At 64.4% G+C, this 25,046-nt stretch carries 24 protein-coding genes; 9 read left to right on the top strand and 15 right to left on the bottom strand.

Annotated features, from left to right (window positions below):
- Window positions 1-254 precede the first annotated feature (254 nt).
- Both FRAAU_RS17445 and FRAAU_RS14115 read left to right on the top strand, forming a co-directional pair.
- The gene (locus FRAAU_RS17445) at window positions 255-755 is read left to right on the top strand and encodes an antitoxin Xre-like helix-turn-helix domain-containing protein (RefSeq protein ID WP_014404193.1); all 501 of its coding nucleotides are present in this window, start codon (window positions 255-257) and stop codon (window positions 753-755) included.
- Window positions 752-1,231: an RES family NAD+ phosphorylase gene (locus FRAAU_RS14115; protein ID WP_014404192.1), complete on the top strand. Its 480-nt coding sequence runs from the start codon at window positions 752-754 to the stop codon at window positions 1,229-1,231. Before FRAAU_RS17445 ends, FRAAU_RS14115 begins: the two co-directional genes overlap by 4 nt.
- A 301-nt stretch (window positions 1,232-1,532) precedes the next feature.
- On the opposite strand, the gene ssb is transcribed toward FRAAU_RS14115, so the two are convergent.
- Window positions 1,533-2,099 (bottom strand): single-stranded DNA-binding protein, encoded by a 567-nt coding sequence (gene ssb, locus FRAAU_RS14110; protein ID WP_014404191.1) that lies wholly within the window; start codon window positions 2,097-2,099, stop codon window positions 1,533-1,535.
- A gap of 251 nt (window positions 2,100-2,350) precedes the next feature.
- Between ssb and FRAAU_RS14105 the strand changes: the two genes are divergently transcribed.
- The 4 genes from FRAAU_RS14105 to FRAAU_RS14090 all read left to right on the top strand — a co-directional run bounded on the left by FRAAU_RS14105 (window position 2,351) and on the right by FRAAU_RS14090 (window position 6,353).
- Entirely contained in the window at window positions 2,351-3,580 is a 1,230-nt protein-coding gene (locus FRAAU_RS14105; RefSeq protein WP_014404190.1) for a nucleoside recognition domain-containing protein, read from the top strand.
- Window positions 3,581-3,730: 150 nt separating this feature from the next.
- The gene (locus FRAAU_RS14100) at window positions 3,731-5,101 is read left to right on the top strand and encodes an FAD/NAD(P)-binding protein (protein ID WP_014404189.1); all 1,371 of its coding nucleotides are present in this window, start codon (window positions 3,731-3,733) and stop codon (window positions 5,099-5,101) included.
- Window positions 5,098-5,475, top strand: a complete 378-nt coding sequence (locus FRAAU_RS14095; protein ID WP_014404188.1) for a YidH family protein — start codon at window positions 5,098-5,100, stop codon at window positions 5,473-5,475. Before FRAAU_RS14100 ends, FRAAU_RS14095 begins: the two co-directional genes overlap by 4 nt.
- A complete protein-coding gene (locus tag FRAAU_RS14090; RefSeq protein ID WP_014404187.1) occupies window positions 5,472-6,353 on the top strand; it encodes a LysR family transcriptional regulator in 882 nt (293 codons plus the stop codon). Before FRAAU_RS14095 ends, FRAAU_RS14090 begins: the two co-directional genes overlap by 4 nt.
- 95 nt (window positions 6,354-6,448) lie before the next feature.
- Here the strand turns inward: FRAAU_RS14090 and FRAAU_RS14085 are convergent, their stop codons facing one another.
- The 10 genes from FRAAU_RS14085 to rfbB all read right to left on the bottom strand — a co-directional run bounded on the left by FRAAU_RS14085 (window position 6,449) and on the right by rfbB (window position 18,174).
- Window positions 6,449-7,939 carry an efflux transporter outer membrane subunit gene (locus tag FRAAU_RS14085; protein WP_014404186.1) on the bottom strand — a complete coding sequence of 497 codons (1,491 nt, stop codon included), beginning with the start codon at window positions 7,937-7,939 and terminating at the stop codon, window positions 6,449-6,451.
- Window positions 7,939-11,037 (bottom strand): efflux RND transporter permease subunit, encoded by a 3,099-nt coding sequence (locus FRAAU_RS14080; RefSeq protein ID WP_014404185.1) that lies wholly within the window; start codon window positions 11,035-11,037, stop codon window positions 7,939-7,941. The genes FRAAU_RS14085 and FRAAU_RS14080 overlap by 1 nt, the downstream gene beginning before the upstream one ends.
- The gene (locus tag FRAAU_RS14075; RefSeq protein ID WP_014404184.1) at window positions 11,030-12,160 is read right to left on the bottom strand and encodes an efflux RND transporter periplasmic adaptor subunit; all 1,131 of its coding nucleotides are present in this window, start codon (window positions 12,158-12,160) and stop codon (window positions 11,030-11,032) included. The genes FRAAU_RS14080 and FRAAU_RS14075 overlap by 8 nt, the downstream gene beginning before the upstream one ends.
- Window positions 12,161-12,273: 113 nt before the next feature.
- Window positions 12,274-12,672: a YchJ family protein gene (locus FRAAU_RS14070; RefSeq protein ID WP_014404183.1), complete on the bottom strand. Its 399-nt coding sequence runs from the start codon at window positions 12,670-12,672 to the stop codon at window positions 12,274-12,276.
- Between the two features lie 143 nt (window positions 12,673-12,815).
- Window positions 12,816-13,196, bottom strand: a complete 381-nt coding sequence (locus FRAAU_RS14065) for a helix-turn-helix domain-containing protein (RefSeq protein WP_014404182.1) — start codon at window positions 13,194-13,196, stop codon at window positions 12,816-12,818.
- A 155-nt stretch (window positions 13,197-13,351) separates the two neighbouring features.
- Window positions 13,352-14,764: a mannose-1-phosphate guanylyltransferase/mannose-6-phosphate isomerase gene (locus FRAAU_RS14060; RefSeq protein WP_014404181.1), complete on the bottom strand. Its 1,413-nt coding sequence runs from the start codon at window positions 14,762-14,764 to the stop codon at window positions 13,352-13,354.
- 8 nt (window positions 14,765-14,772) lie between these two features.
- Window positions 14,773-15,690 (bottom strand): dTDP-4-dehydrorhamnose reductase, encoded by a 918-nt coding sequence (rfbD, locus tag FRAAU_RS14055; protein ID WP_014404180.1) that lies wholly within the window; start codon window positions 15,688-15,690, stop codon window positions 14,773-14,775.
- Window positions 15,687-16,244, bottom strand: coding sequence for a dTDP-4-dehydrorhamnose 3,5-epimerase (rfbC, locus tag FRAAU_RS14050; RefSeq protein ID WP_014404179.1), 558 nt, complete (start codon window positions 16,242-16,244; stop codon window positions 15,687-15,689). Before rfbC ends, rfbD begins: the two co-directional genes overlap by 4 nt.
- On the bottom strand, window positions 16,241-17,128 hold the full coding sequence (gene rfbA / locus FRAAU_RS14045) for a glucose-1-phosphate thymidylyltransferase RfbA (RefSeq protein WP_014404178.1): 888 nt from the start codon (window positions 17,126-17,128) through the stop codon (window positions 16,241-16,243). Before rfbA ends, rfbC begins: the two co-directional genes overlap by 4 nt.
- Window positions 17,125-18,174, bottom strand: a complete 1,050-nt coding sequence (gene rfbB, locus FRAAU_RS14040; RefSeq protein ID WP_014404177.1) for a dTDP-glucose 4,6-dehydratase — start codon at window positions 18,172-18,174, stop codon at window positions 17,125-17,127. Before rfbB ends, rfbA begins: the two co-directional genes overlap by 4 nt.
- A 218-nt stretch (window positions 18,175-18,392) precedes the next feature.
- Here rfbB and FRAAU_RS14035 point away from each other — a divergent pair, with 218 nt between their 5' ends.
- Genes FRAAU_RS14035 through FRAAU_RS14025 form a run of 3 tightly spaced genes read left to right on the top strand, consistent with a single transcriptional unit; the run spans window position 18,393 to window position 21,097 of the window.
- On the top strand, window positions 18,393-19,559 hold the full coding sequence (locus tag FRAAU_RS14035) for a cystathionine gamma-synthase (protein ID WP_014404176.1): 1,167 nt from the start codon (window positions 18,393-18,395) through the stop codon (window positions 19,557-19,559).
- Complete coding sequence (locus FRAAU_RS14030; protein ID WP_014404175.1) at window positions 19,547-20,371, top strand: ABC transporter permease; 825 nt, start codon at window positions 19,547-19,549, stop codon at window positions 20,369-20,371. The genes FRAAU_RS14035 and FRAAU_RS14030 overlap by 13 nt, the downstream gene beginning before the upstream one ends.
- Window positions 20,372-20,374: 3 nt before the next feature.
- A complete protein-coding gene (locus FRAAU_RS14025; protein ID WP_014404174.1) occupies window positions 20,375-21,097 on the top strand; it encodes an ABC transporter ATP-binding protein in 723 nt (240 codons plus the stop codon).
- A gap of 120 nt (window positions 21,098-21,217) precedes the next feature.
- Here FRAAU_RS14025 and FRAAU_RS14020 read toward each other — a convergent pair whose 3' ends face one another.
- From FRAAU_RS14020 to FRAAU_RS14005, 4 genes are all read right to left on the bottom strand, one after another.
- Window positions 21,218-22,162: an electron transfer flavoprotein subunit alpha/FixB family protein gene (locus tag FRAAU_RS14020; RefSeq protein WP_014404173.1), complete on the bottom strand. Its 945-nt coding sequence runs from the start codon at window positions 22,160-22,162 to the stop codon at window positions 21,218-21,220.
- 25 nt (window positions 22,163-22,187) lie between these two features.
- A complete protein-coding gene (locus FRAAU_RS14015) occupies window positions 22,188-22,934 on the bottom strand; it encodes an electron transfer flavoprotein subunit beta/FixA family protein (protein ID WP_014404172.1) in 747 nt (248 codons plus the stop codon).
- A 123-nt stretch (window positions 22,935-23,057) separates the two neighbouring features.
- Entirely contained in the window at window positions 23,058-23,705 is a 648-nt protein-coding gene (locus FRAAU_RS14010; RefSeq protein ID WP_014404171.1) for a GNAT family N-acetyltransferase, read from the bottom strand.
- Entirely contained in the window at window positions 23,705-25,045 is a 1,341-nt protein-coding gene (locus FRAAU_RS14005; RefSeq protein WP_014404170.1) for an aminotransferase class I/II-fold pyridoxal phosphate-dependent enzyme, read from the bottom strand. Before FRAAU_RS14005 ends, FRAAU_RS14010 begins: the two co-directional genes overlap by 1 nt.
- Window position 25,046: the final 1 nt, after the last annotated feature.

The raw sequence follows: 25,046 nt of genomic DNA, 5'->3' as shown, positions 1-25,046 counted from the left end.
TACGCGTCTTCGACGGCTGTTGGCCGCCTCCTGCCGGGTATCCGTGCATCCTGCATAGTGCCAGGCATGCCGGCAGGCGCTGCTCGCCCTCGTTCATGATCGACCATTTGGCACGTGTTATTGTGTCAATTGGTATAAACAGGCAGGTGAACCCCGTGACTACGCACTCCACAGGCCGTTCCAGGCCGGCGCAGGGCGAGCGCCCAATCAGGATCAGTCTTGGGAAGTCGTCGGCCAAGCCTCTCCCCCCCAAGATGAAAGACAACCTGACGAGGCAGCACAGCGTCGCAAAAACGCCCAAGGTCAGTGGTCACGACAAAACAACCATCGTGTCATGCCGGGATATTTATCGCGCAGCGCCGATCGAGCGGGTTCGTCTCGTCGAGAACGGCATTCCTGCCAGGGACCTGCTGGGTCTCGCGACTTCGATGAAGGTGCAGTATCAGCGCCTGTTCTCGACGCTCGGTCTGTCCCGCACCACGGTCACCCGAAAGGTCAGGGAGCATGAGCCACTCAATACGGCCGACAGCGAGCGTGTGCTGGGGATGATGCAACTGGTCGGGCAGGTGGAAGACATCGTTTCGCAGAGCGGCGATCCGCAAGGTTTCGATGCGCCCGCATGGCTGGCCCAATGGCTGGAACGCCCACTCCCGGCACTTGAGGGCAAGACGCCTGCCAGCTACATGGGCACCATTCCGGGTCAGCAACTCGTGTCCTCCCTGCTTGCCCAGGCGCAGTCCGGGGCTTTTGCGTGACCACTTCGCTCTGGCGTCTGGGTACCGATACGCCAGATTACGGCGCTGACGATCTGAGTGGCATAGGTGCGAAAATCACCGGCGGGCGGTGGAACAGAAAGGGCCTGCCGGTCGTCTACACGGCGGCCACGATCGCTTTGGCGACGCTGGAGACCGTGGTCCACCTCGGCGCGGGCAGCCTTCCCTTGAATCGTTGCCTGGTCCGCATCGATGTGCCGGACGATATATGGAACGCAGCGCGCCCGTTCCCCACCACGGGCTTGATCGGGTGGGATGCCTTGCCGGCGGGGTTGGTATCACTCGACTTTGGTGATGCCTGGCTGCAGTCCCGGGCCACGGTGCTCCAGATCGTTCCTTCCATCGTGGTGCCTGAGGAATGGAATGTGCTGCTAAACCCGGCACACCCTGACATGCAGCGGATCACTGCGACCAGAATTCGGAGATTCACCTACGACAGCCGATTTCGGAGCAGCTGATCACTTGGCTGCACGGGACCTGCGCGTATTTGCGGACACCCGGCGTGTACGGATGATGCGAGCCGCTCCCGAAGTTGGACCGTGATGTGAAGCAGCTTCGGGGGGATACCCCTCCAACGGGCTGACGCCACAAGTGAAATTTCTGATACCTGACGCCACTCCACTTTGGACGATTCCACTTTGGACGATCGTCGAGAATAAAGTGATTGCCGTCGGGTATCGACGATCAAAACGACCGGAAAGCATGAAGCCCCGTGAAAACGGGGCTTCATGCTTTCCATCATTCTGGAACGTGTCTTCGTCAGAACGGGATATCGTCGTCATCGAAGCTGGCGTGGTCGCTGGGCGCGGGGGCCTGCGGGGCGCGGTTGCCGTAGTCGTTGCCGCCGCGATTGCCGTAATCGCCGCCACCGCCACCGCGGTTGCCATAGCTGTCACCGCCACCGCCACGGTTGCCGTAGCCACCGCCGCCGGAGGAGCGCGGGGCGCTGTTCTGGCGCGGAGCACCGCCGCCACCGCCGCCACCTTCACCGCCGCCGCCCAGCATCTGCATGTCGCTGGCGATGATGTCGGTGGTATAGCGCTCGATGCCGTCCTTGTCGGTGTACTTGTTGGTGCGCAGCGAGCCTTCGATATAGACCTGACGACCCTTGCGCAGATATTCGTTGGCGATTTCACCCAGCTTGCCGAACAGGGTCACGCGGTGCCACTCGGTGCGCTCCTGGCGCTCGCCGCTCTGCTTGTCGGTCCAGTTTTCGGCGGTGGCCACCCGCAGCTGGGCGACGGCGGTGCCGCCACCGGTGTAGCGCAGCTCGGGATCGGCACCAAGGTTGCCGACCAGAATGACTTTGTTGATGCCTCGGGCCATGGGAATACTCTTTGGAAGGTTTTGCGGATGAAGGGATGTCGGAGCCTGATCGTGACAGGGGCGCTGCACCGGGGCAACGCCAAGGCGACGAGAGTCCGTACATCGGTTCTGACCGGTGATGATAGCAGTGCGGCGTCGTCACCGGGTCACCTGTGTCTGAGCGGCGCATGCACATCCACCATACCGGTCTCACTGGTGGATCTGGCGATGCTTCATTGATAATCAAGGCTTCGACGAATTCTGGGAGCGGCATGCTCAACCGGCTGTGGTTTGGTTTTTTCGTGGCGGCGGCGCTGTCGGCGCTGGGGCGCTGGTGGCTGGGCGACGATCCCGGGGTATTCGCGGCCATGGTCAGCGCGCTGTTCGATATGGCGAAGCTGGCGGTCGATGTGATGATCGTGCTGTTCGGCACCTTGAGCCTGTGGCTGGGGCTGCTGCAGATCGGCGAACGGGCAGGGCTGGTCGAGGCCTTGTCGCGCTTGCTGGGGCCCTTGTTTGCCCGCCTGATGCCTGAGGTACCGCGCGGGCATCCGGCGCTGGGGCTGATCACGCTGAATTTCACCGCCAATGTCCTGGGCCTGGACAATGCCGCGACCCCGATCGGGCTGCGGGCGATGCGTGAATTGCAAAGCCTGAATCCTTCGGCGGACACGGCGAGCAATGCCCAGATCCTGTTTCTGGTATTGAATGCCTCCTCGCTGACCCTGCTGCCGGTCACCGTCTTCATGTACCGGGCCCAGGCCGGCGCCCATGATCCGACCGTGATCTTCGTGCCGGTGCTGCTGGCCCATCTGGCCGCCAATCTGACCGGCCTGTGCGCGGTGGCCTGGATGCAGCGTCTGAAGCTGTTTGATCCGGTGGTGCTGGCCTGGTTGGGCGGTCTGTTGGCCGTGGTCGGCGGTTTGCTGGCCTTTCTGATGACGCGCAGCGCCGGCCAGCTGGCGGCAGATTCCTCGCTGGCCGGCAATCTGAGTCTGTTCACCATCATCATGGGCTTTCTGATCGCCGGGGCCTGGAAAAAGGTGCCGCTGTTCGATTGTTTTGTGGACGGCGCCAAACAGGGTTTCGATGTGGCCAAGGATCTGCTGCCGTATCTGGTGGCGATGCTTTGCGCGGTCGGTGTGCTGCGCGCCTCGGGGGCCCTGGACATGTTGCTGGAAGGCGTGCGCTGGGCCGCGCACGGGATGGGCATGGATACCCGCTTTGTGGATGCCTTGCCCACCGCCCTGGTCAAGCCGTTTTCGGGCAGCGCGGCACGCGGCATGCTGATCGAGACCATGCATCACAGCGGCGTGGACAGCTTTCCCTCGCTGCTGGCCGCGACCATGCAAGGCAGCAGCGAGACCACCTTCTATGTGGTGGCGGTGTATTTCGGTGCGGTCGGCATCAAGCGGGTGCGCCATGCGGTGGGCTGCGCCTTGCTGGCCGACCTGGTCAGCGTGCTGGTCTCGATTGCGGTCTGCTATTGGTTTTTTGGCTGAGCCGCGGATGCTGGCGGCGCGCGGTTCCGATGTTGGATCAGTGATGCTTGTTCATGAATGAATTTGATTGAAGTCATGGATTCAATTCGTTGGACTCATGCGTCTGGGCCTGCGACGCTATTCCCATCCTGATTCGAGATGCAAGAAGTGATGAATACTGTGGCGCAGCATGAATTGATCATCATTGGCGGTGGCGCCAGCGGGACGGTACTGGCCTGGAATCTGTCTCGCCGGCTGGGACGTCCGGTCAGCCTGATCGATCCCGGCGAGATCATGGGGCAGGGGCTGGCTTATGCGACGCCATCTCTGGGCCATATTCTCAATGTGCCTGCCGGAGGCATGAGTGCCTCGGTCACCGACAGCGGGCATTTCCTGGCTTGGCTGCAGCGCAGGATCAATCCTCGGGCCGAGGCGGCCGACTTCGTCCCGCGCTCGGTTTATGGCCAGTATCTCAGGGAGCTGGCGCTGGAAAGTGGAGTGATGCATATCCGTGCCCGAGTACAGGCCTGTCAGCCGTGGGGCGAGGGCTGGCAGCTGACGCTGGAGGATGGCCGGCAACTGGAGGCCGACCAGGTGGTTCTGGCCCTGGGGCATCATGCGCCGTCCCAGTGGCCCGGATGTGGAAACGGCGACATCGGCTTGCCGCAGTACGCTGCGGATGCCTGGCAGGATGCGCTGTATTCGGCAGTTCGCCCGGAAGATCGCGTGGTTCTTGTCGGCACGGGGCTGACCATGGTGGATGCCTTGGTCCGGTTGCGGCAGCGAGGGCATGAAGGCAAGGTTGTCGCGGTATCCGGTCATGGCCTGCTTCCCCAGCGACACGCACCCTATGTGCCGCGGGATACTCCGGCAATCGAGCCCGGTCGCGAAGTGGCTGCAACCGCGCGGGATTATCTGCGGGCCTTCCATCAGGCGCTGCAGGCGGGCTCTCCATGGCGGGCCGTGGTGGACAGTCTGCGGCCGGTCAGCAACAGGCTGTGGCAAGCTTTGCCCGCGGTCGAGAAACGGCGTTTCAAGCGCCATCTGCAACGTCGCTGGGATGTGCTACGGCATCGCATGGCGCCGCAGATCGCCGATCAACTGGAGGCGGAAGTAGCCGCCGGGCAGCTGGAGGTCGTTGCCGGGCGTGTGGTTGCACTGGAATCCGCAGGCAGGCAGATTGGCCTGCACTTGCAGTGCAAGGGTGCACAGAAGACTTTGATGGCTGACAAAGTCATCAATTGCAGCGGCCCTTGTGCGGACTATCGCCGCTCCGGCACACCGCTGCTGCGATCCATGCTCGAAGCCGGGATCATCGCGCCGGGATTCGGCGGCAAGGGACTGGCCTGTGATGAAGACGGCCGCCTGTACGACAGTCAGGGCAAGGTGGCGCCGGGTCTTCATGTCATCGGTCCGGCGCGACTGGGCCTGCTTTTCGAATCGAGCGCCATGCCTGAGATCAAGCAGCAGGCCCATGCGTTGGCCGAGCGGATCGCTCCGTCTCTGGCGCTGGAAGATACCCTGGGAGAGGTACTGTCATGATCGAGCGTTATACCGATCATGCTGCCAACGAGCGGACCTTTCTGGCCTGGGTGCGCACCAGCCTGGCCTTGACCGCCCTGGGCTGCGTGCTGGTGAAATTCGAGTTGTTTATGCGGCTGGCGGGTCTGCCGGTGCGGGCCAGTCACTCGGCGACAGGCGCCGTAGCCTCGGTACTGGGGCTGCTGTTTATCGCGGTGGCCGTGCTGACCCTGCTCGGCGCCCATGCCCGCTTCCGGCAGGTCCGGCAAGCCATCGCCTCGCCACAGACTGTGCCGCTGGCGTCATCCCGGCTGGAAGGCGGACTGACGGTCTTGATTGCCGTGCTGGCGGTGGTTCTGGCTGCCGCGCTGTGGTGGACGGACCAGCATGGATGAAACTTGAATCACTGCGGATCTTTGTGGCGGTGGCCGAGCGTGAACATGTCACGCGTGCGGCGGCGGCCTTGCATCTGACCCAGTCGGCGGTCAGTCATGCGATTGCCCAGCTGGAGCAGGAATGCGGGCTGGCCTTGTTCAGTCGGGTCGGGCGACGCGTGGAGCTCAGCGGCGCCGGCCAACTGCTGCTGGTCGAGGCCAGAGCCTTGCTTGCCCGCGCCCAGCTGGTGCGCCAGCGGCTGCATGACTACGCGGGTCTGGTCTCGGGCGAACTGCAGTTGCATGCCAGCCAGACCGTAGCCGGCTATTGGCTGCCGGCACGGATGAATGCCTTTCAGCAGCGTCACCCCGCGGTCCGGCTGAAGCTGGCCATCCACAATACCCGGGAGGTCTGCCGGCTGATACGGGGCGGCGAGGCCGGGCTGGGCGTGGTGGAAGGGGCCGTGAGTCCGGACTTGTCCAGCGAGCCGGTGGCCGAGGACCAGATGTGGCTGGTGGTCTCGCCGCAACATCCATGGGCCGGTCTGCCGGCGATCCGGCCGGAAGAACTGGTGGACAGTGCCTGGGTGCTGCGTGAACCCGGCTCGGGCACGCGGATGGAATGCGAGCAGGCCTTGCAGACACTGGGCGTGGACAGCGCCAGCCTGCCGCTGTCGATGGAAGTGGCCTCCAATGAAGCCGTGGTCAGCGCGGTAGAAACCGGAACCGCTGCCACGATCGTGTCGGCACGCGTGGCGGCTTCGCGGGTGGCGGACGGGCGGCTGCATCATGTACCGCTGAGTCTGCCAAGGCGTGAATTCAAGTTGGTGCGTCACCCCGAACGCGAGGCCACGCCGGCCCAGGCGGCCTTTGCGGCGTTTCTGCGCCGGCCGGTCTGAGCGGCCCGAGCCAGCCATCGATCAAGCGTTGGCAGGTGTCTTTCACCTCGATCTCCCGGTCTCACCCGGCGAAAGCCGGGCGAGACCGGGACGAATCAGCGGGCCTCGTCGGCCGGCACGTCCTGGCGATGCCACCAGCCGCCACCCAGGGCCTGGAACAGCGCCGTGCTGTCGGACAGCCGTGCCGCCTGGGCCTGGATCAGCGCCAGCTGCGCCTGGGCATGGGTCTGCTCGGCCGCCAGCACGCCGGTCTGGGCGACATCGCCCAGACCGTACTGGGCACGCGCCACCTGCAGGCTGCGGGCCGCGGCGGCCTCGGCATCGCGGTTGGCGAGCAGGGCATCGGCATCGTAATGGATCGCCTGCAAGGTATCGGCCACGTTCTGCAGGGCCGAAGTGACCGTGCTGCGGTACTGGGCCGAGGCCTGGGCATACTGTGCGCGCGCGGCCTTTTCCTGATGCCGCAGGGTGCCGCCGTCAAACAGCGGCTGGGTCAGGCTGCCGGCAATCGACCAGAAACCGGCGCCGGAGGCCAGCATATGACCGATACCGCCGGAAATGCCGCCATAGGCACCGCTGATCTGCAGATTCGGCAGACGATTGGCCAGGGCCACGCCGACCAGGGCGCTGGCCGAATGCCAGCTGGCTTCGGCGGCGCGAACGTCCGGACGCTGGGTGATCAGTTGGGCCGGCAGGCTGACCGGCAGCTGTTCGGGCAGGTGCAGTTCGGCCAGATCGAAATCAGGCGTCGGCTGTTCCGGGGTATCACCGCACAAGGCGGCGATCAGATCATGTTGCTGGGCCAGCGCCTTCTGCAGCGGCGCCAGACTGGCCCGGCTCTGTCCCAGCAGGGCGCGCTGGGCGGCGACATCGGCGTCCGAAACCTGGCCCAGCTGCTGCTGGCGCAGATAGGAGTCCAGCACCGCCTGCTGGCTGTCGACCATCTCCCGCGTTGCCGCGATCTGGGCCCGCAACGAGGCCTGGGTGATCGCTGCATTGACCAGATTGCTGGTCAGGGTCAGATAGGTCGCTTCCAGCTGGAAGCGCTGCAGCTCGGCCTGGGCCTTGTCCGACTCGATCTGGCGACGGCTGCCGCCCCAGATATCGGGTGAATAGGAAACATTCACCTGGGCCGTATGCAGGTTGTACAGATAGGTATTGTTGGCCGGAATCGGCGACAAGGCGTTGCCGGTCCGGTTGCGGGTCGGATTGAAGTTGCCGCTGATCTGCGGGAACAGGCTGCCTTGCTGGGCCTTGACCTGTTCCCAGGCGGCCTTCAGCGATTGCTGGGCGGCATCCAGATCCGGATTCTGCGCCAGGGCACGCTTGATCAAAGCATCCAGTTTGGGCGAATGGAACAGCTGCCACCACTGCGCAGGGATGTCCTGGCCAGGCACCAGTTGCTGGGCCTGGGCCGCAAGCCCCTGGCCGTCACCGGCGGTGGTGCCGGCCGTCGTCTGGCCCGCAGGCTGATAGCCGGCATGGGCCGGCGCCTCAGGCTTGTGGAAATCCGGGCCGACCGCGCAACCGGCCAAGGCCAGCATGCAGGCCAGCGCGAGGCTGCGTCGGTTGAATACCTTCACCATCACATCGACTCCGGCTTGCCCGGCCGCGAGGCGGCCCGCTTTTCCACATACATTTCCATCTCGCAGTAATACGTCGGCAGGATGAACAGGGTCAGCAAGGTGGCGATCACCAGACCGCCGACCACTACGGTGGCCAGACCACGCTGCACATCGGTGCCGATACCGGTGGCCAGCGCCGCCGGCAACATGCCGATGCTGGCCACCGTAGCCGTCATCAGCACGGGCCTGAAGCGCTCGCCGGCACCATCCAGCACCGCCTCGCGGATCGACAGGCCCTGGGCGCGCATGCGGTTGAAACTGGCGACCATGATGATGCCGTTCTGCACCGCCACGCCGAACAAGGCGATAAAGCCCACCGCGGTAGCGATGTTCAGGGTTTCGCCACGCAGATGCAGGGAGACCAGACCGCCCAGGGTGGCCAGCGGCACCACGCCCAGTACCAGCACGGCCTGACGCAGCTTGCGGAATTCACCGAACAGCAGCACCAGCATCACCGCCAGCACGATCAGCATCGCCACCGACAGGCGCGCCTGGGCGCGCTGGGCCTGCTGGAAGGTACCCGCCCATTCCAGCCGGTATTCGCTGTGGTCGAAATGCACCTGGGCATCGATCCGATGCTGGGCATCCGCCATCCAGTCGGACAGCGGCCGGGTGCCGTTGTCCACGCGCAGGGTCAGCTGACGCTGGTTCATTTCGTGCGCGATATTGCCTTCGCCGGTATGCAGCGAAATATGGGTTACCTGCCCCAGCGGCACCTGGGTGCCCGAACTGGTGGTCAGCGGCAGCGCGGCGATGGCCTGCAGATCATTGGTCATCTTGCGCGGTACGTGCACCGTCATATTGTACTGACGGTCACCGACATAGACGGTGCTGATCGCCGAGTCGCCGATGGCATTGGCCACCACGGCATTGATGTCCGAGGCGTTGATGCCGTAGCGGGCAGCAGCCAGGCGATTCACTTCGATGTCCAGCTGGGGCACCGGCGGTTCCTGGAACACCTGATCCAGGGTGGTGCCGGGCACCTGCTGCAGCACATCGACGATCTGGTTGGCGATGCGGCGCAGTTCCTTCAGATCATGGCCGTAGATGCGAAGTACCAAGGGGCTGTGGGCGCCGCCGACCAGGTCGTTCATATTGTCGGCGATGGGCTGGCTGATGCCGAAGCTGATGCCCGGGATCTTGTCCAGCCGCTTGTGCAGACGCGCCACGAACTGGGCATTGGTCTCGCCGCTGGGCCAGGTGCTGTAAGGCGTCAGGCCGATGGCCGACTCGATATGCGAGGGTGACCAGGCATCGGTACCGGCATCGCTGCGACCCAGCTGGGTGACGATATAGCTGGTTTCCGGGAATTCCCGCACGGCTTCGCGGATTTCCCCGGAAATCTCGCTGGCCTTGTCCAGCGACAGCCCGGTCGGCATCTGCACCTGCATCCACAAGGTGCCTTCATCCAGATTGGGAAGGAATTCGCGACCGATGCTGGCGCCCAGCACCACCACCAGGATCAGCGCCACCACGCCGCTGCCGTAGGCGAACCAGGGGCGGTCGATCATGTGCGCCAGCACCCCGCGATAGCCGTGATGCAGCTTTTCCAGCGGCTTGTTGTGGAAGATCTTCCGCGGTTTGCGCAAGGCCAGATAGGCCAGCGCCGGAATCAGGGTCAGCGCGCACATCAGGGCGCCGAACAGCGCGTAGCTGACCGTAAAGGCCATCGGCTTGAACAGCTTGCCTTCGGCCGCCTCGAAGGCGAACAGCGGGGCGTAGGCCACGATGATGATCGAGGTGGCAAAGAAAATGGACTTGCCGATATGGCCGGTCACGCCCAGCACATCGTCCTGGGTGATGGTCCGCTGCGGATGCTCTTCACGGATGCGCAGAATCGCTTCGGTGACCACGATGGCACCGTCCACGATCACGCCGAAGTCGATGGCGCCCAGCGAAAACAGGTTCGCCGGCTGGCCGGTGAAGTGCATGATGATAAAGACCGTGGCCAGCGCCAGCGGAATCGTGGTCGCGGCCACCAGGGCGCTGCGCGGACTGCCCAGAAACAGGATCAGCACCACGAAGACCAGGCAGCAGCCCTCGATGACGGTATGGGTGACCTTCTCGATGGTGGCGTTGACCAGCTGGTCGCGATCGATATACGGCACGATCTTCACGCCCTTCGGCCCCAGCTGCTTCTGCAACTGGGCGATCTTGGCATGGACCTTGTCCAGCACCTCGGAAGGGTTCTGTCCGGTCAGCATCTGCACGATGCCTTCGATGGTGTCCGGATTGTTGTCCTTGCCCAGAATGCCTTCACGCACCTGGTGACCCATCTGCAGCTCGCCCAGATCCTTCAGCAGCACCGGCACCCCGTTGTTCTGGGTGACCACGATCTGGCCCATGTCCTGGAGATTGCGGACCATGCCGATGCCGCGGACGATGTAGGACTGCTCGCCACGGCTGACACGGCCGCCGCCGGCATTGGCATTGTTGTTGTTGATGGCGCTGATGACGTCGTTGACGCCGATCCCGTAGTGCAGCAGGGCCGCGGGCCTCAGCACCAGCTGGTATTCCTTGGTGAAACCGCCGAAATTGTTGACGGCGGCCACGCCGGGGACCTGCTGCAGGGCGGGGATGATCACCCAGTTCTCGATATCCGAGAGCTGCATCAGGTTCAGCTTGTCGGACTCCACCGTATAGCGGTAGATCTCGCCGGCCGGACCGGTGACCGGCGACATGTTGGGTACCACGCCGGCCGGCATGGTGACCTGGGCCAGCTGCTCGGTGACGCGCTCGCGGGCAAAATAGACATTGGTCTGGTCATTGAAGATCAGGGTGATCAACGACAGGCCGAAGGTCGAACTGGAGCGGCTTTCGATCAGGCCGGGGGTGCTGGCCAGCGAGCGTTCCAGCGGCACGGTGACCTGTTGCTCGATTTCCTCGGCGGCCAGACCCGGCACCTGGGTAGTCACGACCACGTTGACGGCGCCCAGGTCGGGATAGGCCTCGACCGGGAGAATCTTCCAGCAATAGCCGCCGAACAGCGCCAGAATGATGGCGGCGACAAACACCAGCGTGCGTTTGTGCAGGCATAGTGTGATCAGACGATCAATCATTCAGCAGCACTCCACCGCTGACGATGACCCGCTCACCCGCTTTCAGGCCGCTTTGCACGCGGGTATTGTCCTGGTCGTCATAACTGATGTCGATCGCGCGGCGGACAAAGGTCCAGGGCGCGGTTTCGACAAACACGAAGACGCTGTCGTTGTTCATCAGCAGGGCCGACTGCGGCACCGTGATCTGGCTGGGCTGAGGTACCTGGATGCTGGCATTGGCGAACATGTTGGGCTTCAGACGGTCATCCGGGTTGGCCAGGGCGATGCGGACCTTGCTGCGGCGGCTGTCGGCCTGCAGGATCGCGTCCACCGATGAGACCTTGCCCTGCAGGGTCTCATCGGGATAAGCCTGCAGCGTGATCGAAGCCTGCTGGCCGGGCTGGATCAGGCCGACCTGATCTTCCGGCACATTGGCCGTCACCCATACTTCGCTGGTATCGACCAGGGTCATCAGCGGCGCGGTGGGATCGGTGATATTGCTGCCGGGTGCGGCCGTGGAGCTGGTGATCACGCCGTTGATCGGCGAGACCAGCGGCAGGGTGCCGGCGGTGCCGGCCGCCTTGCCGGCGCCCAGCGAAGCCAGCCGGGCCTGGGCCCGCTGGTTTTCGGCCAGCGCCTGGTTGTAGGCGCTCTGCGCCGCCTCCAGATCCTTGGTCGCGGCACCGCCGGCCTGCTGCACGCCCTGGGTGCGATCCAGGGTCTTGCGGGCCAGACTCAGCGCGTCGCCGGCCTTGGCCGCATCGGCATAGGCCTGATCCATGTCGCCGGAAGCCAGCAGGGCTAGCACCTGGCCCTTGCGGACGTGGTCGCCGACCTGCACGTTGACCTTCAGCACATGACCGGCCAGAGGCGCCATCACCTGGATGGTACGATTGGGCTGGGCTTCGATGATGGCCGGCACCGTGATCGCCTGGGCCGTGGCCTGATCGGCCACGGTGGCGATCTGCAGCCGCTGGCGCAAGGGCGAATCGGCCGGAATCGTGACCTTGTCATGGTCACGGACCAGCATCGGCGTCTGCGCCGCGGTGGCGGCATCGTGGGAATGCGAACAGGCCGTCAGCGACAGTCCGAGTGTCAGCGCGGCGCCGATCAAGGTGATCGGGGAGGATGGCAACGACTTCATGTGAGGGCCTTGCGGTAAGAGTCAGTAAATAAAACACATAGCACGTCGATTACAACCTGTGCGGCCTTTCACATGCCTGTCATGGGCCACGGGAGGCTGCCACACGGCGGGTATCAGCTCTGGATGTCCCCGTCCACGTAGTACCAGCGGCCATGTTCACGCACGAAATGGGCGATTTCATGAAGCCGCGACGCACTGCCGCCGTCGTAGCGCAGCCGGGCGATATATTCCACCGTGGCCTGGTCGCCGGCGCTGATATGCCGGCGCACCTGCAGGCCCAGCCAGGTCGGCTCGGGCTGCTGCTCGGCCAGTCGCAACTGGTCCGGACGGGTGCTCTTGTGCCAGCTGGCCAGCAGATAGTCTTCCAGCTTCAGCACGAAGGCGCTGTAGCGCGAGCGCATCAGCTGCTCGGCATCCGCGGCCGCACGACCTCGATGCAGGGGACCGCAGCAGGCGTCATAGTCCCGTTGGCTGCCGCAGGGGCAGGGCGTGGCAGGCTTGGGTGCAGGCAAGTGCTGTCTCTGGGCGGAAGTGGAAGGACAAAACCGGACCGCCCATCTTGACGGTTCCCGTCAGGGAAAGCCAATCCCTGCGGGTATCCGGCCGCCAGAGCCGACCCGGTCGCCCGAAGACCAGGGCGGCCAGACGCGGCGGCTCAGCGCAGTTTCAGCAGGGCGACCAGGGCCTGGCGGCGAGGCTCGGTCATGGTCCGCATCACCCGGATCACGGTCTGCTCATCCTCGGACAGCGTGGCATAGCCGCTGCGGGGCTCGGCGATCATGCCCTCGTCCGCTGCCGTACCGATCCGGCCCATCGCCAGCCAGTCCAGACTGCAATGGAATTCCTCGGCGATTTCGATCAGTCGGCCCAGTTCGGGCAAGGTCCGCCCGGTGAGCCACAGTCTGACCGTTTCGCGGGAGACGCCGAAACGCGTTGCCACAGCGGTGATCCGCCGCCGGTGCGGAGGTACGCCATGTTCATCGCAGGCCCGGCGCAGGCGGTCAGCAAAATCGGCATAGCGGATGGATTGCGTCATTGCGATATCCGGTCGGCATCACTCACCATGAATGCCAAACCAGTCTTGCAATCCCTGGCCGCCGAATTGGCAATTCTGTTTTGCTAGACAACCGTTGCTTGCCAGAGTACAGGGCGAGCCGGCCTCGCCCTGGAAGCCGGATGATCTTGGCCGGATCAGTGACGACCGTAATTGTCTTCGTAGCGCACGATATCATCTTCGCCCAGATAGCTGCCGGACTGGACTTCGATCATCTCCAGCGGCACCTTGCCGGGGTTGCGCATGCGGTGCCTGGCGCCCAGCGGAATATAGGTGCTCTGGTTCTCGCTGAGCAGAAAGACCTTGTCATCGCAGGTGATCTCGGCGGTACCCGACACCACGATCCAGTGCTCGGCGCGATGATGGTGCATCTGCAGACTCAGTGACGCTCCGGGCTTGACCACGATGCGCTTGACCTGGAAGCGCCGCCCGAATTCCAGCGAATCGTAGCTGCCCCAGGGCCGGTGCACGATGCGATGGAAGGCGTGCTCACTGCGGCCGGATGACTTCAGCTGATCGACGATCTTTTTGACATCCTGGGCAGCATCGCGGTGGGCGACCAAGGTCGCATCCGGGGTGGTGACCACCACCAGATCCTCGACCCCGAGGGTCGCTACCAGATGGCGCTCATGGCTGCGGACCAGGGTATTGCGGGTATCGATGGCCAGTACATCGCCGTCGAAACGGTTGCCGTTGTCGTCCTTTTCACCGGTCAGCCACAAGGCTGACCAGGAGCCGATATCGCTCCAGCCGCAGCTGACCGGCACGACCGCGGCATGATGGGTTTTTTCCATCACGGCATAGTCGATGGAGTCATCCGGCACCTTGGCAAAGCTGGTGGCATCCAGGCGGATAAAGTCCAGATCGGTTTTCGCCTCGGCAAAGGCGATCTCGACGGCTTCCAGCATGATCGGGTTGTGGGTACGCAATTCTTCGATATAGCGGTTGGCCTTGAACAGGAACATGCCGGAATTCCAGTCATAGCCGCCGTCTGCAAGATAACGGCTGGCTGTATCCAGGTCAGGCTTTTCGACAAATTGCGCGACCTTGAAACCATTCGTGCTGACGTTCTCGCCGCGCCGGATATAGCCGAAGCCGGTTTCCGGGCGGTCCGGGCGAATCCCGAAGGTGACCAGCAGGCCTTGTTCGGTCAGCGGCAAGGCCTGCTCCACGGCATGGCGGAAGGCCAGGGTATCGGCAATCAGGTGATCGGCAGGCAGCACCAGCAGCACGGCATCCGGATGGTTCTGCAAGGCATGCAGAGCTCCCAGCGCGATGGCTGGCGCGGTGTTGCGGGCCAATGGCTCCAGGATGATGGCTGAATCCTTGATGCCCAGTTCCTGTACCTGTTCGGCCGCCAGAAAGCGGTGATCCTCGCTGGCGACGATGATCGGCGCCACGGCACCGGGCAGTTTGGCCGCGCGGGCCAGAGTGTCCTGAAACAGGGTCTGCTCGCCGGCCAAGGCCAGGAACTGCTTGGGCAGATTCTTGCGGGATACCGGCCACAGCCGGGTGCCGCTGCCGCCACTGAGCACAAGTGGAATCAACATGGTGGATCTCAGCTCGAAGAGGGGATGGAAGCCATGACCTGGTCCAGATCATGTCGCCAATCGTCGATGTTATAGCGAAAACGCTGTTGCAGGGCCGTATTGTCCAGCACCGACCAGGCTGGCCGGCGGGCCGGAGTCGGGAACTGTTCAGTCGTGATCGCCTCGATACGCGGCAGGCGTGACAATCGGCCTTGCCGATGGGCCTGTTCGATCAGGGCCTGGGCAAAACCGTGCCAACTGGTCTGGCCCGAGGCGGTCAGATGCAGAATTCGATCCTGCAAAGAGAGCGCATTCGGCCAATGCCGCAGGGCCTGCAGGCTGGCATCGACGATGCGCCAGGTGCTGGTCGGGCTGCCGATCTGGTCGGCCACCACCTTCAGCTCATCGCGTTCGGCGGCCAGCCGCAGCATGGTGTTCAGGAAATTGCGGCCCCAGGGCGCATAGACCCAGGCGGTGCGGAAGATCAGATGATCCGCGCCGCTGGCGGTCAGGGCCTGTTCCCCGGCCAGCTTGCTGCGGCCATACACGCCCAGCGGACCGGTGGCATCGGTTTCCCGATAGGGGCGGCTGGCCTGGCCGTCGAACACGTAATCCGTGGAGTAATGGATGATGCGCGCGTGGTTGGTGGCGGCCCATTGCCCCAGCGCGCCGACGGCGCGGGCATTGACCGCCATCGCCAGAGCTTCTTCGCGCTCGGCCTGGTCCACCGCGGTATAGGCAGCGGCATTGATGATCAGTGCGGGCCGGATCCGGTCCAGCAGCGAGGGCAGGCTCTCGGGAAGCGTCAGGTCGGCGATTTCGGCCGCGCTGCCGTCATCCAGCCGACCATCCCGGCTGGCACAGACCAGCTCGTCCAGATCAGCCTGCAGTCGCCAGGTCCGACCCAGTTGGCCATTGGCACCCAGCAACAGGACCGGACCGCTCATGGCGCATACACCGGCAAGCGCTCGGGATCGATCTCGGCTAGCGCTTTGGCCTTGCGATCCTTGTCTGACAGCAGGGGGACGCTGAGGGGCCAGTCGATGGCCAGCTCGGCATCGTTCCACAGCACCCCGGCATCATGTGCCGGCAGATAGACTTCGGTGCACTGGTAACTGAAGATGGCCGACTCGGACAGCACGCAAAAGCCGTGGGCAAAGCCTTCCGGTATCCAGAAATGGCGATGATTGTCGGCGCTCAGCACCGCAGCGGCCCACTGGCCGAAGGTCGGCGAGCCACGGCGGATATCGACGGCGACATCATAGACTTCGCCTTCCAGCACGCTGACCAGTTTGCCCTGGGGGCGCGGCCACTGGTAATGCAGGCCGCGCAGCACGCCGTGGCTGGAGCGCGAGACATTCGACTGCACGAAGATCCGGTCGATGCCGACCTCGCGATAGGCGTCGGCGTTGTAGCTTTCGTAGAAAAAGCCGCGGCTGTCGCCAAAGACCTTGGGCTCGATGACGACGACACCGGGCAAGCGGGTCTCGATCACTTTCATGGTGCGTTTCCTTCCTGGGCCAGGCGTTGCAGATAGGCGCCGTAGCCGGTCTTGGCCAGCGGCGCGGCCAGTCGCAGCAGCTGCTCGGCATCGATCCAGCCCTGCAGATAGGCAATTTCCTCGGGACAGCAGACTTTCAGGCCTTGCCGGTTCTCGATGGTCTGGATATAGCTGCCGGCCTCCATCAGCGACTGGTGGGTGCCGGTATCCAGCCAGGCATAGCCGCGCCCCAGCTGTTCCAGTTGCAAGGAGCCGTCCTCGAGATAGATCCGGTTCAGATCGGTGATCTCCAGCTCGCCACGCGGCGAGGGGCGGATCTCGGCGGCGAAGTCGCAAGCCCGGTGGTCGTAGAAATACAGGCCGGTCACCGCGTAGTTGGACTTCGGTGCCGTCGGCTTCTCCTCCAGCCCGGTGACCTTGCCGGCCGCATCGAACTCGGCCACGCCATAGCGCTCAGGATCTTTGACCCAATAGCCGAACACGGTGGCGCCATACTCGCGGCTGGCGGCCCGCCGCAGGCGCTCGGTAAAGCCGCCGCCGTAGAAGATATTGTCGCCCAGCACCAGGCAGCTGGGCTGGTTGTCGACAAAGTCGCGGCCGATCACGAAAGCCTGGGCCAGGCCATCGGGACTGGGCTGCACCGCATAGCGGATATTCAGGCCCCACTGACTGCCGTCGCCCAGCAGGCGCTGGAACAAGGCCTGCTCATGCGGGGTATTGATCAGCAGGATGTCGCGAATGCCGGCCAGCATCAGGGTCGCCAGCGGGTAATAGATCATCGGTTTGTCGTACACCGGCAGCAGCTGCTTGCTGACCGCCTGGGTGATCGGATACAGCCGTGTGCCTGAACCGCCCGCCAGGATCAGACCTTTCTGCGTGCTCATTGGCCCAGGCGCTCCATCCGGTAGCTGCCGTCCAGTACCCGGCTGACCCAGTCCTGGTGACCCAGGTACCAGTCGACGGTGGCCGCCAGACCTTGCTCGAAGCTGTGGGCCGGTGTCCAGCCCAGCTCGCGGCGCAGCCGGGAAGCATCGATGGCATAACGACGGTCATGGCCGGGGCGGTCCTTGACGAATTGGATCTGCGATTCGCGGGGCTGGCCGTCGGCCCGCGGGCGGCGCTGATCCAGCAGCGCGCATACGGTCTTGACCACATCGATATTGGTCTTCTCGGCGTTGCCGCCGACGGTATAGGTTTCGCCAACCCGGCCGCCCTCCAGGACACGCTCGATCGCGCTGCAATGGTCTTCCACATACAACCAGTCGCGGATATTCAGGCCGTCGCCATAGACCGGCAGCGCCTCGCCGGCCAGCGCCTTGGCGATGATCAGCGGGATGAGTTTCTCCGGAAACTGGAAAGGACCGTAGTTGTTGGAGCAGTTGGTGGTCAGCGTGGGCAGACCGTAGGTGTGATGGAAGGCCCGCACCAGATGGTCCGAAGCCGCCTTGGAGGCGGAATAGGGCGAATTGGGCGCATACGGTGAGGTCTCGCTGAAATAGCCTTCAGCGCCCAGCGAGCCGTAGACCTCGTCGGTGGAGACATGCAGGAAACGGAAAGCGGCCGCTTCGGCGGCATCCAGCGTGCGCCAGTAGTCGCGGGTCGCTTCCAGCAGCCCGAGGGTACCGACCACATTGGTCTGCACGAACTCGGCCGGACCGTCGATGGAGCGGTCGACATGGGATTCGGCCGCGAAATTGAGGATGGCCTGCGGCTTGAATTCGGCCAGCAAGCGACCGACCAGGGCGCGGTCACCGATATCGCCCTGCATGAAATGGTGCCGCTCCGAACCCTTCAGGCTGGCAAGCGTGTCCAGATTGCCGGCATAGGTCAGCTTGTCCAGATTGACGATGCGTCGGCCGCGCGCCACGGCCCCCAAGACGAAGTTCGCACCGATAAAGCCTGCGCCGCCGGTGACCAGTAATGTGTTCATGCACTCTCCATGGATAGGCCGGCATTCAGGCGCCGCTGACACCTCCGGTGATCCTCGCCCCGGCCCGGATCCCGATGATAACGGTTTGAACGCCAAACGCGAGGCGCGGCACCGCGACATCCACGAGCTGGCGCCAACGGCGGACGCATGGCTTATCATGCGGATTCAACCCGTCGTTTTCGCGATCGCGCCACGGCGCACCAGCTTCAAGGATTTTGATGTCGGACTCCAGTCAGCACCGCCCCCAGGGTCTGGGTACCCGGGCCATCCATGCCGGTCAGCAGCCTGATCCGGCGACCGGGGCCATCATGACCCCGATCTACGCCACTTCGACCTATGTGCAGAGCAGCCCCGGCGTGCATCAGGGCTATGAATACTCGCGCAGCCAGAATCCGACGCGACAGGCCTACGAGGCCTGCATCGCCGATCTGGAAGGCGGCGTGGCCGGCTTTGCCTTCGCCTCCGGCCTGGCCGCCGCCGCGACGGCACTGGAACTGCTGGACAGCGGCAGTCACGTGATCGCGATGGATGACTTGTACGGCGGCAGCTACCGGCTGTTCGACAAGGTCCGTCGCCGTACTGCGGCCCTGGATTTCAGTTTTGTCGATCTCAATGATCTGGACGCCGTCGCCGCGGCGCTGACCCCGCAGACCCGGATGATCTGGGCCGAGACGCCGACCAATCCGATGCTTAAGCTGGTCGATCTGGCCGCCTTGAGCGTGTTTGCCCGCGAGCACGGCCTGATCCTCGTGGTCGACAACACCTTCTGCTCGCCGATGGTGCAGCGCCCGATCGAGCTGGGTGCCGACATCGTGCTGCATTCGGCGACCAAATACCTCAATGGCCACTCGGATATCGTCGGTGGCGTGCTGGTCGCGGCCGATGCCGAACTGGGCAAGCAGCTGGCCTTTCTGCAGAACTCGATCGGCGCCGTGGCGGGTCCCTTCGATGCCTTTCTGGCGATGCGCGGCCTGAAGACCCTGCATCTGCGGATGCGCGAGCACTGCGCCAGCGCGCTGAAGATCGCGCAGTGGCTGGAAGCGCATCCTGCCGTGGAGAAAGTGATCTACCCGGGCCTGCCCAGCCATCCCCAGCACGAACTGGCCAAGCGCCAGATGCAGGGCTTCGGCGGCATCGTCACCATCCGCATCAAGGGCGGTCTGGAAGCCTCGCGGCGCATGCTGGAGCAGACCCGGCTGTTCGCCCTGGCGGAATCGCTGGGCGGGGTCGAGAGCCTGATCGAGCATCCGGCGATCATGACCCATGCCTCGGTCCCTGCCGAGAAGCGGGCCGAGCTGGGCATCGATGACGGTCTGATCCGGCTGTCGGTCGGCGTCGAGGATGTCGAGGATCTGATCGCCGAACTGGACGCATGTCTGCGGTGAGTCCGACCTTGAGCTCATCCCGGGGCAGCCTGGCCTCGGCCTGGCAGGACCTCACCCGTGCCTGGGTGCGGCGCGAGGTCTGGATGACCCTGGGCTGGCAGGACATCAAGCAGCGTTATCGCCGCTCGATGCTGGGGCCGCTGTGGATCACCCTGACCATGCTGATCACGATCTGCGGCCTGGGTCCCCTGTACGGTCTGCTGTTTAAGCTGCCGGTGGCGGACTTCATTCCGTATCTGGCGATGGGCATCATCAGCTGGGGCCTGATCTCGAACCTGATTCTGGACGGTTGCCAGGTCTATGTGGGCTCCGAGCGACTGATCCGCTCGGTCAACCTGCCGATGAGCAGCTATGTGCTGCAGTCGCTGTATCGCAATCTGATCATTTTCGGCCACAACCTGCTGGCCTATGTGCCGGTGATGCTGTACTTCCATCTGCAGCCTCGCCTCAGCTGGCTGATGCTGCTGCCCGGCGTAGCGCTGACGATGCTGGCGGCCTTTCCGGCTGGGCTGCTGCTGGGCCTGTTCTGCGCCCGCTTCCGTGACATGCAGCAGATCGTGGCCAGTGTCCTGCAGCTGGTGTTCTTTCTGACTCCGGTATTCTGGAAGCCGCAGCTGCTGGGCCCGGAACGTTCCGGCTGGGTGGACTTGAATCCGCTGTATCCCTTTGTGGAAATCCTGCGCGAGCCCATCTACCACGGCGTGCCGTCGCCGCACACCTATGCCGCGGTCGGCGGCATGATCGTGCTGCTGTATGCCATCGCCTGGCCCTTGTTTGCGCGCTGCCATCGCCGCATCGCTTTCTGGGTGTAAGTCATGAGCCTGATCCGTCTTGAACACTGCGGGCTGGCCTTGCCGGTCTATGGCGCCTCCAACCAGTCGCTGAAGAAGACCGCGCTGGCCGCCGTCAGCGGCGGCCGGCTGGCGGCGGCCAGTCGCCACGTCACCGTGGTCCAGGCCTTGCAGGATGTCAGCCTGGAACTGCGTGAAGGCGACCGGCTGGGCATCGAAGGGCACAACGGGGCCGGCAAGACCTCGTTGCTGCGGATGCTGGCCGGCGTCTATGCGCCGACCAGCGGCCGCTTGACGGTGGAAGGAACGGTGACCAGCCTGATCGATGTCACCCTGGGCATGGACCATGAAGCCACCGGCTATGAAAACATGCTGATCCGGGGCTTGATCCTGGGCCTGAGCCGGCCGCAGATCCTGGCACTGAGACCGTCCATCGCCGAGTTTTCCGGCTTGGGTGATTATCTGGACATGCCGGTGCGGACCTATTCCAGCGGCATGGTGCTGCGCCTGGCGTTCTCCACGGTCACGGCGGTGCAGCCCGAAATCCTGCTGATGGACGAATGGCTGAGCGTCGGCGATGCCGACTTTGTGGAGCGGGCCGAAGATCGACTGCAGCAGATCGTGCGCCAGGCCAGCATTCTGGTCCTGGCTTCGCATCAGCCGGCCACCCTGGACAAGCTGTGCAATCGCCGCATCCATCTGCAGCATGGCCGGCTGCAGGAACCGGCGGCTTTCGGGAACGGTTGAAGCGGGAGTCCTGGAAGCAGGACCCGCGGTCGCATCAAACACGAAGGCCGCGAGCGGGTGCCCACGGCCTTCGTCATGTCCGGGCCGCCATCAGGCCGGCCCGGCGAGGTGCAGCTGGACTCAGCCGTCGATGGCGGCGCTCAGTTCCGGCACCAGCTTGAACAGATCGCCGACCAGACCGAAGTCGGCCACTTCGAAGATCGGCGCTTCGGCATCGGCATTGATCGCCACGATGGTGCCGGCGTCCTTGATGCCGGTCAGATGCTGGATGGCGCCCGAGATACCGATGGCGATATACAGCTCCGGTGCGATGATCTTGCCGGTCTGGCCGACCTGCATGTCCGAAGGCACGTAGCCTGCATCCACGGCGGCGCGCGAGGCGCCGACGCCTGCACCGATCTTGTCGGCGAAGTCATAGACCAGCTTGAAGTTCTCGGCCGAGCCGACGCCGCGACCGCCGGAGACCACCTTGGCGGCACTCTGCAGGTCAGGACGATCGCTTTCGCCGCTGTCCAGCCCGATATAGCGGGTGTGGCTCGGCAGGGCGACGTCCACCGACACGGCTTCGACAGGGGCCGAGCCGCCGCCGGGCGCGGCCTGCCACGAGGCGGAACGGACCGTGGCGACCACGATGCGATCGCTGGGGGCTTCAACCGTGATGATGGCGTTGCCGGCATAGACCGGGCGCTTGAACACGTGGGCGGACTCCACGCTCATCAGATCGCTGATCTGGGCCACGCCGAGCAGGGCGGCGACGCGGGGAGCCACATCCTTGCCGAAGGTGGTGGAGGCGATCAGCAGATGACTGTAGCCTTCGGCCAGCCTGGCGATCTGCGGGGCCAGCACGGCCGCCAGCGGCTGTGCGTTTTCGGCGCGAGCCACGGTCAGCACGCGGCTGACGCCGCTGATGGTCGCGGCTTCGGCGGCGATGGCCTCGACCTGGTCGGCCAGCACCAGCACGTCGATGGCTTCGGGCTTGATGGCGGCAGCGGCACTGATGGCGCGCGCGGTGGCCGGGTTCAGTTTGCCGGCATGGTGTTCGGCGATGACGAGAATCTTGCTCATGATCGTATGCTCTCCTGCGGCCTGCTCAGAGCAGACCCTTCTGCTTCAGCGCGGCCACCAGTTCGGCGGCATCCTTGACGATGACACCCTTGCCGCGCTTGGCGGGGGCTTCGTAGCTGGAGACCTTCAGCGCAGGGGTGACATCCACGCCCAGTGCGGCCAGTTCCAGCACCTCGATCGGCTTGGCCTTGGCCTTCATGATGTCCGGCAGCTTGATAAAGCGCGGCTCGTTCAGGCGCAGGTCGGCGGTGATCACGGCCGGCAGCTCGGCTTCGATGGTTTCCAGGCCGGCATCGACCTCGCGGGTGACCTTGGCCTTGCCGGCTTCGATCTCCAGCTTGCTGGCGAAGGTCGCCTGCGGACGGTCCCACAAGGCGGCCAGCATCTGGCCGGTCTGGTTGGCATCGTCGTCGATGGCCTGCTTGCCCAGCAGCACCAGATCCGGCTGTTCCTTTTCGATCAGCTTCAGGAACACGCGGGCGGCGCCCAGCGGCTCGACGGCTTCGCTGGTGCTGACATGGATGGCGCGATTGGCGCCCATGGCCAGACCGTTGCGCAAATGGGCGGTCAGGTCGGCCGGGCCGATCCCCACCACCACCACTTCGGTGGCCACGCCCTTTTCACGCAGGCGCAGCGCCTCTTCCAGGGCGATGTCGTCGAAGGGGTTGGCCGAGAGCTTGACGCCATCGGTGACAATTCCCGTGCCATCAGGCTTGACCTGGATGCGGACGTTGTAGTCCACAACGCGCTTGTAGCCGACCAGAATCTTCATGGGTGCATCCTTAAGTTCAATGGATCCCGCAGGACAAAGGGCGAATCATCGCAGAGTCCTGCATTGTAGCCAAAAATTCAAACAAGTGTTTGAGTCCTGTCTTGATCTGTTTCCGGAGCTGGTTCAGGCCTGCGGCGGGGCCCAGTGCATCCGGATGGCCTGCAGCTGCCGTGGCAGGCCGCGGGTCAGCGGCCGCGGGGTGGCGGGGGCCTGAAAGCCGCAGCGCTGATACAGCGCCATCGCTCGCGGGTTGTCCACCAGTACGTCCAGCACCAGCTCCTGGCCGGGGTGAGCCGGCAGCATGCCCTGCTGCAAGGCATGGGCAAACAGCTGCCGGAACAGACCGCGGCTACGCCAGGCCGGTGCCGTCGCACAATGCGCCAGCAAGGTCTGCGAGCGCTTCGGCGGTGGAATCTCCTTTTCCAGGCGGAGGCCGCGCATCATGATGCCCAAGGCGGCGGACAGACCGAAGTGACGGATAAACGCATGGGCGATCAGCGGATTGTCCGACCACTGGACCCGCCCGTCCTGCGCGGCGATCACGGCGACGATGTCATCACCGGCGACGGCCACAAGATGCCGGCGCCAGCTGAAATGACCGCGGGGCCAGGCGATGATCCGCTGCAGAAAGGCGATGCAGCCGGCGGCGTCGGTGCCCAGCAGATACTGGAACTCGGCCTCGCCCGAGGCATAGACCAGGGGCGCCAGCGCGGCGGCATCCTCGGCCCGGGCCGGGCGGCAGATCACTTCGATATCGGGCGATGTCGGCATCAGCTGCGGCCGTTGAGGCGGGCCAGCACGGCGATGGTGGCATCGATCTGTTCCACCGTATGCGTGCTGCAGATAAAGAAACGCAGCCGCGCGGCCTTTTCCTCGACGGCGGGATAGAAGATCGGCTGGGCATTGATGCCGGCCTCGAACAATGCATTCGACCACTGCGCCGCCTTCAGCGAGCTGCCGGTGATCACCGGAATCACCGCATAACCGGCACTGTGACCGGTATCCAGACCAGCGGCCTGGGCCTGCTTCAGAAAATAACGGCCTCGCTCGCGCAGGCGGGCGACCCGCTCCGGACCGGCCAGCATGCGCTGCAGAGAGGCCAGTGACGCGGCCGCCAGCGCCGGTGACAGGCCGACGCTGTAAAGAAAGCCGGGCGCAAAGTGGCGCAGCAAGTCGATCAGCGGCTGGCTGCCGGCGATATAGCCGCCGCAACCGCCCAGGGTCTTGCTCATGGTGCCCATCCAGATATCGACTTCGCGGCTGTCGATGCCGGCATGTTCGGCAATGCCGCGGCCGGTGGCACCCAGCACGCCCAGTGAATGGGCCTCATCGACCATCAGAAAGGCGCCATGCCGGCGCTTGATCTCGATAAAGCGTTCCAGCTCGGGATAATCGCCATCCATGCTGTACAGGCCTTCGATGGCGATCAGCACCCGCTGGTACTCGCCACGGACCCGGCTCAGCAACTCGTCCAGCGCCGCCCAGTCATTGTGCGGAAAGCTCAGCCGCTTGGCGCCGCTGAGCTGGGCACCCTGGACAATGCTGTTGTGGGCCAGGGCGTCATGCACGATCAGATCATTCGGCCCGAACAGATAGCCGATCACGGTCACATTGGTGGCATGGCCGCTGACCAGGGCCAGCGCATCGTCGACGCCGTAACAGCTGGCCAGGGCCTGTTCCAGTTCGCGCTGCACCGGTCTCTCGCCGGCCACCATTCGGCTGGCCGAGGCCGAGGTGCCGTAACGGTCGATGGCCGCCTTGGCGGCGGCGTTGACCTCGGCGGCTCCGGAGCTGCCCAGATAGTTGTAGCTGGCGAAATTGATATAGGAACGGCCCTCGATCACCGTGGTGTCGCCGGCCTGGCCGTCATGGACCCGGAAAAAGGGTGATTCGATATCCAGCCGGTTGCGCATTTCCTGCATGGCCAGCATCTGCTGGTAGGCCGGCAAGGTCTCGAACCGGGCCAGTTCCGGCTTGAGTCCGCCGGTACTGCGGGGCGCGCCGCTCAGGCTGGCGGTCTTGCGCTGGTCTTCCTGCCTGCCGGCACGATCGATCTGCCGCTGCAATGCCTTGGCCGCCAGTTGCTGGCGGAATTGCTCACCGATACCCATC

It is taken from the genome of Frateuria aurantia DSM 6220, from assembly GCF_000242255.2.
GTDB lineage: Bacteria > Pseudomonadota > Gammaproteobacteria > Xanthomonadales > Rhodanobacteraceae > Frateuria > Frateuria aurantia.
The sequence above is the reverse complement of the archived record's forward strand: the minus strand, read 5'-3'. Positions and strand labels throughout refer to the sequence as shown.